This is a genomic window from Nocardioides alkalitolerans DSM 16699, from assembly GCF_000426525.1.
Taxonomy (GTDB): domain Bacteria; phylum Actinomycetota; class Actinomycetes; order Propionibacteriales; family Nocardioidaceae; genus Nocardioides; species Nocardioides alkalitolerans.
In genome coordinates this window covers 118787-130657 of sequence record NZ_AUFN01000017.1, presented here as the reverse complement: position 1 = coordinate 130657, position 11871 = coordinate 118787, and the positions used below count along the sequence as shown (strand labels likewise).

Sequence of the window (11871 nt, the reverse complement as noted above, 5' to 3'; positions counted from 1 at the left end):
GCCGCTCGTGTACCCCGAAGGGCCTTACCGCTCGACTTGCATGTGTTAAGCACGCCGCCAGCGTTCGTCCTGAGCCAGGATCAAACTCTCCATCGAAAACAACACCCACCCAGCACCAAAGCACTGGGCAAGCATCAACAATAAGAGCCAAAATCCCAGACAGAAACAAACCCCGACAATTGCTAGAATCATCGAGAATCATCTCTACCAAAGAAACATCAAAACCCGCCTCACAACCACCCACACCCAAAGGCATGAGCCGCTGATCAACAAGTCCCGACGAGGCAAAAACAAAACAAACTAATTCGTCGACTTATATGACACACTGTTGAGTTCTCAAGAATCACACGCGCACCGCTTAACCGCATCCCTGCGGCCCCTCGGGGCTTGTGGGTGAAACATTACCGGATGATTTCCCAGATGCAAACTCGGGGGTTTTCGTCCGATTCACCGCGCGCTCATTACCCTCGCATTTTCGGTCGCTGTCCGCACGCGGCGCAGCAACCTCGAATTGAGGTTCTGATTGTGTGGTGGTCGCCCTGGCCGGGAGCCCGACCTCTCGGTCTTGCTCCCCGTCGCTGCGGGGCAACGAGGAAGAACATTACGCACGTGTTGCCACTTGGTCAAACCTCCACCGCGTGACCCCGGCCACAGCGCGTTGACGACCCCTCCTCGGACGCAAACCGGCCCGCAACCACGCGGTTTCCGGTGGTTGCGGGCCGGCCGTGCCAGGTGTCGCGCAGGCGATCGAGCTCAGACGAGCTCGACGCCGGCGAGGTTCTTCTTGCCCCGGCGGAGCACGAGCCACGACCCCCCGACGACGTCGCCGGGTCCCGGCACGAGCTCGGGATCGGTGACCCGCTCGTTGTTGAGGTAGGCGCCCCCCTCCCCGATGGTGCGACGCGCCTCACCCTTGCTCTTCGCCAGACCGGCCAGCACGAACAGGTCGACGATGCCTGCCCGCTCTCCCGCTGCCGGCGAGGTGACCGCACCCGCCTCCCGCAGGGCGGCGGCGAGCGTCGTACCGGGAAGAGCGCTCAGGTCGCCGCCCCCGAAGAGTGCGGCGGAGGCGTCCTCGATGCGGCGGGTCTCCTCCTCCCCGTGCACGAGCGCCGTCACGTGGGCGGCCAGGGCCTTCTGCCCCAGCCGGAGGAAGGGCTTCTCGGCGCTCTGCGCCTCGAGCGACTCGATCTCGTCGCGTGAGAGGAAGGTGAAGACGCGCAGCAGCTCCCCCACCTTGGCGTCCTCGACGTTGAGCCAGAACTGGTAGAAGGCGTACGGCGAGAGCATCTCGGGGTCGAGCCAGAGGGCTCCCCCCTCGCTCTTGCCGTACTTCGTGCCGTCGGCCTTGGTGATGAGGGGCGTCGCGAAGGCGTGGGCGTGGCCGCCGTCGGCGCGCCGTACGAGCTCGGCGCCGCTCGTCAGGTTGCCCCACTGGTCGGAGCCGCCGAACTGCAGCGTGATGCCGTGGTCGCGGTAGAGGTTGAGGTAGTCCATCGACTGCAGCAGCACGTAGCTGAACTCCGTGTAGCTGATGCCCGACTCGAGCCGGCGCTTCACGGTGTCGCGGGCGAGCATCCGGTTGACCGGGAAGTGCTTGCCGATGTCGCGCAGGAAGTCGATGGTCGACAGCGACGCCGTCCAGTCGTAGTTGTTCACCATCGTCGCCGCGTTGTCCCCCTCGAACGAGAGGAAAGGCTCGAGCTGCGCGCGCAGGCGGTCGACCCACTCCTTGACGGTGTCGAGGGTGTTGAGGGTGCGCTCCCCCGAGTCCCGTGGATCGCCGATCAGGCCGGTGGCGCCGCCGACCAGCAGGTACGGCGTGTGCCCCGCCTCCTGGAGGCGACGGGCGGTCAGGATCTGGACGAGGTTGCCCATGTGCAGGCTGGGCGCGGTCGGGTCGAAGCCCACGTAGTAGCGAACGCTGCCCTGACCGAGGTGCTCGTAGAGGGCATCCCGATCGGTCGAGTGCGCGACGAGGCCGCGCCACTCCAGATCGTCGAGGACGTTCGCGTGCGTGGACAACTGACTGCCTTTCGGTCGTACGGCGGCCTCCCTGGCCGACGGAGGGGCCTTCCGGCCCGCCGTCAGTCTGCCGCATCGCCGTCGGCGCACGTCGGGAGCGGGCGGGGCCCCCGCCGTACGGGCAGACTGGTCGCCGATCCAGCACCCGCCCGACGGGACCGCCGAACACCCAGGGGAGCCACCGATGGAGCTCGACACCGCCCAGACCGACCGCGCCGCCGGCGTCCTGCTCGCCACGGCCGCCGGGGACGCCCTCGGGGTGCCCTACGAGTTCGCCACCGCGCCCGGGCCGGGCGAGCTCGCGGAGATGACGGGCGGCGGGCTGGGCGACTTCGCACCGGGCGAGTGGAGCGACGACACCTCGATGGCGACCGCGATCGCCCTGGTGGCCGCCACGGGCGCGGACCTGACGACCGCGGCGGCGCTCGACGCGATCGCCGAGAACTTCCTCGCCTGGTACGACGCGGGACCGGCCGACATCGGCATCCAGACGAGCAGCGTGCTCGGCGTGACGCGCGGTCGGCTCGACGCCGGCGAGTCCGGTGCCGGGCGGGTCATGCGGGAGGCGGCCGCCGCGCACGCGGCCGCCCACGACCGGTCGGCGGGCAACGGTGCCCTCATGCGGACGGCTCCGGTGGCCCTCGCCCACCTCGACGACCGGGAGCACCTGGCCCGGGCGGCGCGGCTGGTCGCGGAGCTCACCCACGCCGATCCCCTCGGGGGCGACTCGTGCGTGCTGTGGTGCGAGGCGATCCGGGTCGCGGTGCTCGAGGCGCGCGTCGACGTCGCCGCCGGGCTGGACCTGCTGCCGGACGAGCGCCGTACGCAGTGGGCGGAGTGGGTCGGGGACGCGCTCGACCCCGGGCGCTCTGCCGGCGGTCCGGTCCCCGGGGCCCGGTTCACGCCCAACGGCTTCACCGTGACGGCACTGCAGGCGGCGACCGCTGCGGTGGTCGGCACCCCGACCCCCGACGGGCCGTCGCCCGAGGGGCACCTCCAGGCGGCGCTGCACAACGCCGTACGCATCGGCAACGACACCGACACGGTGGCGGCGATCGCGGGCGGGCTGCTCGGTGCCCGCTGGGGAGCCCGCGCCGTGCCCGACGAGTGGCGACGGGCGGTGCACGGCTGGCCGGGACGCACCGGGGACGACCTCGTGACGCTGGCGGTCACGACCGTGAGGGGCGGCGCGGGGGACGTCGGCTGAGGGTGACGTGGGTCGCACGGCCGACAACTGGTTGCACCTAGCAACGATGTGTATCTTGCACACGTGCCCTCCGACCTCTCCGTGACGCCCGCCAAGAGCGCGAACCCGCTGGCCGCCGTCATCGTCCTCTGCTTCGGCGGCCTCGCCGCCGCCCTCACGCAGACCCTCGTCATCCCGATCCAGTCCGAGCTGCCCCGCCTGCTGAGCACCAGCCCGTCGAACGCCGCCTGGGTCGTGACGGTGACGCTGCTCGCCGGGGCCGTCGCGATGCCGGTGGCCGGGCGCATCGCCGACCTCGTCGGGAAGCAGCGGGTGCTGGTGGTGAGCACCGGGATCCTGCTCGTAGGATCCGTCGTCTGCGCGCTCTCCGACTCGCTCGTGCCGATGCTCGCGGGCCGCGCCCTGCAGGGCCTCGCGATGGGCTTCATCCCCGTCGGCATCTCGCTCATGCGTGAGGTGACGCCCCCGCACCTGACGGCGACGGCCACGGCCGCCATGAGCGCCACCATGGGCGTCGGCGGCGCGATCGGCCTGCCGCTCTCGGCCTGGATCGTCCAGGTCGGCAACTGGCACGCGCTCTTCTGGATGGCGAGCGGGCTCGCCGCGGTGATCCTCGTGCTCACGATCGTGACCGTGCCGCACGTGCACGACGCGGACCGCGGTGGCCGGCTCGACCTCGGCGGCGCGCTCGGCCTCGCCGTCGGCCTCGTGTCGCTGCTCGTCGGCATCTCGAAGGCGACCGCCTGGGGCTGGGGTGACGCCCGGACGCTCGGCGCCATCGGTGGCGGCATCGTCGTCCTGCTGGCGTGGGGCGCCTACGAGCTGCGGCAGACCGACCCCCTGGTCGACCTCCGGACGAGCGCCTCGCGCCCCATCCTGATGACCAACCTGGCCGCGGTCGCGATCGGCTTCGGCATGATGGCGCAGTCGATCGTCGTCCCCCAGCTGCTGCAGCTGCCCGAGATGACGGGCTACGGCCTCGGCCAGAGCATCCTCGCGGCCGGGCTCTGGATGGCTCCTGCGGGCCTGATGATGATGGTGTTCGCCCCCATCTCCAGCAAGCTCCTGACCAGCGTGGGCGCCAAGAAGACGCTGATGGCGGGCGCGGTCGTGCTCGGCGTCGGCTACCTCGTCGCGCTCTTCCTCATGGACGCGCCCTGGCAGCTGCTGCTCGCCTCCTGCATCTCGTCGGCGGGCGTCGGCATCGGGTACGCGGCGATGCCCACCCTCATCCTCGACGCCGCTCCCCCGCGCGAGGCAGCGTCGGCGGTCGGCCTCAACGCGCTCATGCGCTCGGTCGGCACGACGGTGGCCGCCGCCGTGATGGGCACCATCCTCAGCAGCCGCACCGAGCTGCTCGGCGGTGTGGAGATCCCCGCCCGCAGCGCGTTCGAGCTGTGCTTCGCCGCCGGGGCGATCGCCGCCTTCATCGGTGTCGCCATCGCGGTCTTCATCCCACGGCGCGACGACGCCGGAGTGGCGCCGACGGCGTCCGTGGCGTCCGGCGCAGCGGCTCCGGCGGAGGTCGAGGCGGCCCAGGCCTGAGCTCCACTCCTCCACGACCGACGGGTCGTCGGCTTCTCCGGGGGCCGGCGGCCCGTCGTCGTACGAGCCCGGCCGTCGTGGGGTCCAGCGGTCAGTCGGTGACGCGCGCCTCGTCGTGGGCGCGGTCGAGCGCGTCGTTGAAGAGCCTCAGCGTGTCGGCGAGCTCAGCGGTGGGCTCGTGGCCGAGCTCGGCGACGGCGCGGCGCCAGACCACGGCCCGCAGCTCGACGTCGTGGCGGTAGGCCGCGACGCCGTCCGGGGTCGCCGCGACCGGACGACCGCCGGGACCCGGCTCGGTGTCGCGGTGCACGAGGCCCCGTCGCTCGGCCGCCGACACCTGGCGGCTGACCGTGGACCGCTCGAGCAGGAGGTCGTCGGTCAGCTCCGCGAGCGTGCGGGGACCCATCTCCACGAGCCGCCACAGGATGCGGAACGCCGACTGGTCGAGCACCGAGCCGGCGTACGACGCGGAGCGCCGCGACGCGATCCGCATGACCTCGCTGCCGAGCGCGGCGAGGGCGGCGTCGAGGTCGCCGGGCTGGTCGGCGGGCTGGTCGGCGTCGGGGGACATGGCGCTCCGGGGGTCGGGAGGAGGTCGGAGAACGACTCTACTGAGCGGGCGCGGTGTCCCGTGCCAGGGTGAGTCCGTCCGCGGGGTCCGCGGCCGGACGAGGGAGGCAGATCGTGCAGGAACGGTTCCTGGAGCTCGCGAGCAGCGAGGTCCCACCCGGCGAGGGCCGCCAGATCGGCACCGTGGGCCATCCGTACGTCGTCGAGGTGAGCGTGTCGGGCCCGCGGGCGTACGTCGCCTTGTCGACAGGCAGCGGACACTTCGGCGCTGGCGGGGTCTACCCGGTCGACTACGTGCTCGAGCCGAGCGGCGAGCTGGAGGAGCGCTGGCGCGCGCACTTCGAGTCGGCCGGCGCGGTGTGGCTCGTGCCGTACCTGCGGGACCTCGCCGCGAGCGGGACCGTCAGCGAGGAGACGCTCGTCGAGGAGCACCTCCGCCGCCACGGCGTCGTACCTCGGAGCCATGCGCTGCCGGTCGCGCCCGACGTCTCTGCGGACGAGTGGCGGGCGCGACGGCGCGCGCGGGAGGAGGCGACGGCGGCGATGTTCGACGCTCCCCGCCCGGCGACCGATGCGTGAGAGCGGCCTCATGAACGACTCACAGGTGTCTCACGACTGAACGGCAGGTTCTTCCTCACGACGCGGCACCCGCTGCGTCACGAACGAGGAGCAGCCGATGATGAACGTCCCGGGACGGGTGCTGATCGCCCCCAGTGGTTTCAAGGAGAGCCTGTCGGCCGAGCAGGTCGCCGACGCCATCGCTGCGGGGGTACGGCGGGCGCTGCCCGGCGTGGTCGTCGACCGCGTGCCGGTGGTCGACGGAGGCGAGGGCTCGGCCAGCACCCTCGCCGCCGCCACGGGCGGACGCCTCGTCTCGCGGCGCGTCACCGGCCCCGTCGGGGAGCCCGTCACGGCACACCTCGCCCTGCTCGGAGGCGAGGCGGACGGCACCGCGGTCGTCGAGATGGCGCAGGCGGCCGGGCTGCGGCTCGTGCCGAAGGACCAGCGCGAACCCGGCGCCACGACCACGCGGGGTGTCGGCGAGCTCATCCTCGCGGCGCTCGACGAGGGCGCCCGGCGGATCCTCGTCGGGTGCGGCGACTCCGGCACGTGCGACGGCGGTGCCGGCGCGCTCCAGGCCCTCGGCGCGCGGGTCCTCGACGTCGACGGCCAGGAGGTGGGCGCCGGCGGCACGGCCCTCGGCGCCGTGGCCTCCCTCGACCTGACCGGGCTCGACCCGCGCCTCGCCGACGTCGACCTGCTCGTGGCGTGCAACCCCCACAACGTGCTCACCGGCCCCCGGGGCGTCGCCCGGGTCTTCGGGCCGCAGAAGGGTGCGAGCCCCGCGCAGGTCGAGCAGCTCGAGGCCGCGCTCGTGCGCTGGGCCGAGGTCCTGCGGCGCGACGGCGCGCAGCCGACGGCGTCCGACTTCGCCACCGCCCCCTGCACCGGGGCCTCGGGCGGGCTCGGCGCGGGTCTCGCCGCCGCGCTCGGCGCGCGGCTGCTCCCCCGCTTCGAGGTGATGCTCGACCACGTCGACCTCGACGGGCTGATCTCGTCGGCCGACCTCGTCATCACCGCGGAGGGCGCCGTCGACGAGCAGACCCCCCACGGCAAGGTGCCGGCCGAGGTCGCGCGCCGCGGCAAGGCGCAGGGCAAGCCGGTCTTCGCGCTGGCCGGCACCATCGGTCGCCGGGCCCACCACGTCCACGACATCGGCATCGACGCCGTGGCCTCGATCGTCCCGCTCCCGCTCAGCCTCGAGGAGTCGATCGCCCGCTGCCCGGAGCTGCTCACCGAGGCGGCCGAGCGCGCGCTGCGCCTCGTGCTCATCGGCTGCCAGATGGGAGGCCGCCCGGCGGGCGTCGTACGCGGTGGCGCGAGGAGCGCGGCGTGAGCGCCGACGTCGACACCCGCCCGCTGCCGGCCGCTGCGGGGCCGGCCGCGGACGGAGGCGGCGGGTCGGCGGACGGTCGCGGGGGCACGGGCGTGCGGGTCTCAGGCCGTACGACCTGGGCGGTCTCGCTGATCGTGACCGTCGGCGCGCTCGTGACGATGCCCGACGGGTTGTCGTTCGACGCCCGTTGCGCGCTCTTCGCCTTCGGTGCGGCCACGGTGCTGTGGACGCTGACCCGCCTCGAGGTGGGGTACGTCGCGCTGGTCGCCGGCGTCGTCGCCACGGTTCCCGCCGGCGGGCAGGACGCCTTGTTCGCGTCGCTGGGCAGCGACGTGGTCTGGCTCGTCATCGGGGCGTTCGTGGTCGGCGGAGCGCTCGCTCGCTCCGGGCTCGCGCACCGGATGGCGCGGGTGGCGGTCGGACGGGCCCGCACCGTCGGCGGCGCGATGTGGCTGCTGACCCTGGCCGTGGTGCCCCTCTCCCTGCTCGTGCCGTCGACGTCGGGCCGGGCCGCCGTGCTGCTGCCGGTGCACGCCACGCTGAGCGAGCAGCTCGACGCCGGCACCGGCGAGCGCCGGGTCACCCGGGCACTGGCCCTGCTGGTGCCGAGCGTCGTGCTCGTCTCGACGGTCTGCACCCTGGTCGGCGCCACCTCGCACCTGGTCGCCGTCGACCTGCTGCGGCGCTCGACCGGCGAGACGATCTCGTACGCGCAGTGGCTGCTGTGGGGCGCACCCTTCGGGCTGGTCGCCAGCGTCCTGGTGTGCGCAGCGGTGCAGCTGATGTTCCTGCGCCGGCCGGAGCGGCGGCGGCCGGTCTCCCTCCCCCGGGGCGAGCACGCGCCCTTCTCCCGGGCCGAGAGGGTCGCCGGCGGCGTGCTCCTCGCTGCGCTCGCCGGGTGGCTCACCGAGCCGTGGCACGGGCTCGAGATCGCGACCGTCACGCTGCTCGCGGCGCTGGCGCTGTGCGCACCGCAGGTGGGCGTCCTGACCTGGCGCCAGGGCGTGGGCGAGGTCAAGTGGTCGCTCGTGCTGTTCGTCGCCGGGGCGATGGCGCTCGGCGGGGCGCTCGTCGACTCGGGCGCGGGCGAGTGGATCGTCGGCGGTCTCTTCGCGCTGAGCGGGATCGCCGGGTTGACTTCCCCGGTGGCGCTCGTCGTGGCGATCGCGGTGCTGGCGGCGACGGCCCACTTCTACGTCACGTCGCACACGGTGCGGGCGGTGGCGCTGGTGCCGCCGTTCCTCTTCCTCGCCGCCAGCCTCGACCTGAACGCCGTCGCGGTGGTGTTCATCGCGAGCGTCGGCATCGACTACTGCCTCACGCTGCCGGTCAGCTCGAAGGCGCTGCTCGTCTTCACCGACACGGACGGCGACGGCGGCGGGTTCGACGCGCGGGACCTGCTGAAGCTGTCGGCGGTGATGCTCCCGGCGTACGTCGCCCTGATGGTCGTGACCTACGAGGTGTGGTGGAGCCGGACGGGGTTGGCGCTGTGAGGCCCCCGCTGCTCGAACGCCACCGGCCCCGGCACCTCCCGTGAGGGAGGAACCGGGGCCGGGGCGTCGTACGGCGTGACGCGTCAGCGTCGGGCGCTGACGGCGGCGCGGCTCAGCTGCAGCCGCTGGTGCTGCCGCAGCCCTCGCACACGTAGCAGCTGCCGGCGGGGCGCATCTTCGTGCCGCAGGTGAAGCAGAGCGGGCTGTCGACCGCCGTGCCCGTGATCTTCTCGAGGAGCTCCGCGGAGGTGTGGGCCTCCTGGGGCGCCGGCTTCTCGCCGGCGGACTCGATCTTGACCTCGGCCGGGACCTCGGGCTTGAGCTCGATCGCCGGGGCGTCGAGCAGCTCGGAGGCCGAACCCGTCTCCTCGACCGGCTCGTAGGAGCCCGTCTCGAGGTGGCGCTGGCGCTCCTCGGCCGAGTAGATGCCGAGGCCGGCACGCTCGTCGAAGGGCAGGTAGTCCAGCGCCAGGCGGCGGAAGATGTAGTCCATGATCGACTGGCTCATCCGGACGTCCGGGTCGTCGGTCAGACCGGCCGGCTCGAACCGCAGGTTGGTGAACTTCGAGACGTAGGTCTCGAGGGGCACGCCGTACTGCAGGCCGATCGACACGGCGATCGAGAACGCGTCCATGACGCCGGCCAGGGTCGAGCCCTGCTTGCCGAGCTTGAGGAAGACCTCGCCCAGCTCGCCGTCGTCGTGAGCACCCGAGGTCATGTAGCCCTCGGCGCCGCCGACCGTGAAGGACGTCGTGCGCGAGGTGCGGGACTTCGGGAGACGCTTGCGGGTCGGCGCGTAGACGACCTTCTCGACGACCTTCTCCACGACCTGGGCAGCAGCGTCGGCCGCGTCCGCGGCGTCCTTCTTGGCCTTGCCGCCGCCGTCGGAGAGGGGCTGGCCGACCTTGCAGTTGTCGCGGTAGATCGCCGTGGCCTTGAGGCCCAGCTTCCACGACTGCAGGTAGACGTCCTCGATCTCCTCGACCGAGGCGCTCTCGGGCAGGTTGACCGTCTTGCTGATCGCACCGGAGAGGAACGGCTGCGCGGCGGCCATCATGCGCACGTGGCCCATGGGCTTGAGCGAGCGCGCACCCATCGCGGTGTCGAAGATCTCGTAGTGCTCCTGGCGGAGGCCGGGCGCGTCGATGACGTGACCGTTCTCGCCGATGAACGCGACGATGGCCTCGACCTGCTCGGGCTGGTAGCCGAGCTTCTTGAGCGCACGCGGGATCGTCTGGTTGACGATCTGCATGGAGCCGCCACCGACGAGCTTCTTGAACTTCACGAGCGAGAAGTCGGGCTCGATGCCGGTGGTGTCGCAGTCCATCATGAAGCCGATGGTGCCGGTCGGCGCGAGCACGGAGGCCTGCGCGTTGCGGTAGCCGTTGACCTTGCCCAGCTCGACGACGTCGGCCCAGGCCTTCGTCGCGAGGCGGTGGACCGCGGTGTCGTTCGTGTGCATGGTGCGCACGACGTCGTTGGCCGCCTGGTGCTTGCGCATGACCCGCTGGTGCGCGTCGGCGTTGCGGGCGTAGCCGGCGTACGGGCCGACGATGCCGGCGAGCTCGGCCGAGCGCTTGTAGGACGTGCCCGTCATGAGCGACGTGATCGTCGCGGCCATGGCACGGCCGCCGTCGGAGTCGTAGCCGAGGCCCATGGCCATCAGCAGCGCGCCGAGGTTGGCGTAGCCGATGCCCAGCTGGCGGTAGTCGCGGGTCGTCTTGCCGATGGGCTCCGTCGGGAAGTCGGCGAAGCAGATGGAGATGTCCATCGCCGTGATGATGACCTCGACGGCCTTCGCGAAGAGCTCGGCGTCGAAGGTGTCGTCGTCCTTCAGGAACTTCATCAGGTTGAGCGACGCGAGGTTGCACGACGAGTTGTCGAGGCTCATGTACTCCGAGCACGGGTTGGACGCGGTGATGCGGCCCGTCTCGGGGTTGGTGTGCCAGTCGTTGATCGTGTCGTCGTACTGCAGACCGGGGTCGGCGCAGGCCCACGCGGCCTCGGAGATCTTGCGGAACAGGTCGCGGGCGTCGACGGTCTCGATGACCTCGCCCGTCTGGCGGGAGCGGAGGCCGAACTCGGACCCGTCCTCGACGGCGCGCATGAACTCGTCGCTGACGCGCACGGAGTTGTTGGCGTTCTGGTACTGCACCGAGGTGATGTCGTTGCCGCCGAGGTCCATGTCGAAGCCGGCGTCACGCAGGGCGCGGATCTTGTCCTCCTCCCGCGCCTTCGTCATCACGAACTCCTCGATGTCCGGGTGGTCGACGTCGAGGACGACCATCTTCGCCGCCCGACGCGTGGCGCCGCCCGACTTGATGGTGCCCGCGGACGCGTCGGCGCCGCGCATGAAGGAGACGGGGCCGCTCGCCGTACCGCCGGAGGACAGCAGCTCCTTGGAGGAGCGGATGCGGGAGAGGTTGAGGCCGGCGCCGGAGCCGCCCTTGAAGATGAACCCCTCCTCCTTGTACCAGTTCAGGATCGAGTCCATCGAGTCGTCGACCGAGAGGATGAAGCACGCCGAGACCTGCTGCGGCGAGGCCGTGCCGACGTTGAACCAGACCGGGGAGTTGAACGAGAAGTACTGGTGGACCAGCAGCCAGGTGAGCTCGTGCTCGAAGACCTCGGCGTCGGCGGGCGTCGTGAAGTAGCCGTGGTCGATGCCGGCCTTGGTGTAGGTCTTCACGACCCGGTCGATGAGCTGCTTGAGGCTCCACTCGCGCACGTCGGTGCCGACCGCGCCACGGAAGTACTTCGTGGTGACGATGGTGGAGGCGTTGGCGGACCAGAAGTCGGGGTACTCGACACCGCGCTGCTCGAAGACGGTCGCCCCGGTCTTCCAGTTCGTCTGCACGACGTCCCGGCGCTCCCAGGTGATCTCGTCGTAGGGGTGCACACCGTCGGTGCTGAACACCCGCTCGATGGTGAGGCCGGCGCTCTTGCCCGTCGTGGGCTCGCCTGCGGCTCCCGTTGCTCCGGGGCCGCTCACCGTCTCCGTCATGGAATCTCCTGCTCGTCTGGTCGGCTTTGAACTGCTGTGCGTACGTCGTGCGGTCGCCGCCGATCGGTGGGCCCGAGGGTGCTCGGGGCCCGTCTGTAGAACCGTTCGGGGGTGGCGACTGTTCCGCGGG

At 71.6% G+C, this 11871-nt stretch carries 8 protein-coding genes and 1 rRNA gene; 5 read left to right on the top strand and 4 right to left on the bottom strand.

Annotated elements, in window-relative coordinates:
- A 16S ribosomal RNA gene (locus tag K329_RS0116700) occupies positions 1–96 on the bottom strand; the annotation flags it as partial.
- 657 nt (positions 97–753) lie between these two features.
- On the bottom strand, positions 754–2025 hold the full coding sequence (gene tyrS, locus K329_RS0116695; RefSeq protein WP_028473947.1) for a tyrosine--tRNA ligase: 1272 nt from the start codon (positions 2023–2025) through the stop codon (positions 754–756).
- A 184-nt stretch (positions 2026–2209) separates the two neighbouring features.
- Here tyrS and K329_RS27455 point away from each other — a divergent pair, with 184 nt between their 5' ends.
- A complete protein-coding gene (locus tag K329_RS27455) occupies positions 2210–3232 on the top strand; it encodes an ADP-ribosylglycohydrolase family protein (RefSeq protein ID WP_043644007.1) in 1023 nt (340 codons plus the stop codon).
- 63 nt (positions 3233–3295) lie between these two features.
- The gene (locus K329_RS27450; RefSeq protein ID WP_211225893.1) at positions 3296–4777 is read left to right on the top strand and encodes an MFS transporter; all 1482 of its coding nucleotides are present in this window, start codon (positions 3296–3298) and stop codon (positions 4775–4777) included.
- Positions 4778–4868: 91 nt separating this feature from the next.
- Here K329_RS27450 and K329_RS0116680 read toward each other — a convergent pair whose 3' ends face one another.
- Positions 4869–5348: a MarR family winged helix-turn-helix transcriptional regulator gene (locus K329_RS0116680; protein ID WP_028473946.1), complete on the bottom strand. Its 480-nt coding sequence runs from the start codon at positions 5346–5348 to the stop codon at positions 4869–4871.
- Positions 5349–5461: 113 nt separating this feature from the next.
- Here K329_RS0116680 and K329_RS0116675 point away from each other — a divergent pair, with 113 nt between their 5' ends.
- The 3 genes from K329_RS0116675 to K329_RS0116665 all read left to right on the top strand — a co-directional run bounded on the left by K329_RS0116675 (position 5462) and on the right by K329_RS0116665 (position 8737).
- Entirely contained in the window at positions 5462–5926 is a 465-nt protein-coding gene (locus tag K329_RS0116675; RefSeq protein WP_028473945.1) for a hypothetical protein, read from the top strand.
- A gap of 97 nt (positions 5927–6023) precedes the next feature.
- A complete protein-coding gene (locus tag K329_RS27445) occupies positions 6024–7244 on the top strand; it encodes a glycerate kinase family protein (protein ID WP_052337018.1) in 1221 nt (406 codons plus the stop codon).
- Positions 7241–8737, top strand: coding sequence for an SLC13 family permease (locus K329_RS0116665; RefSeq protein ID WP_052337017.1), 1497 nt, complete (start codon positions 7241–7243; stop codon positions 8735–8737). Before K329_RS27445 ends, K329_RS0116665 begins: the two co-directional genes overlap by 4 nt.
- Before the next feature lie 112 nt (positions 8738–8849).
- On the opposite strand, the gene K329_RS0116660 is transcribed toward K329_RS0116665, so the two are convergent.
- A complete protein-coding gene (locus K329_RS0116660) occupies positions 8850–11741 on the bottom strand; it encodes a vitamin B12-dependent ribonucleotide reductase (RefSeq protein ID WP_028473943.1) in 2892 nt (963 codons plus the stop codon).
- Positions 11742–11871: the final 130 nt, after the last annotated feature.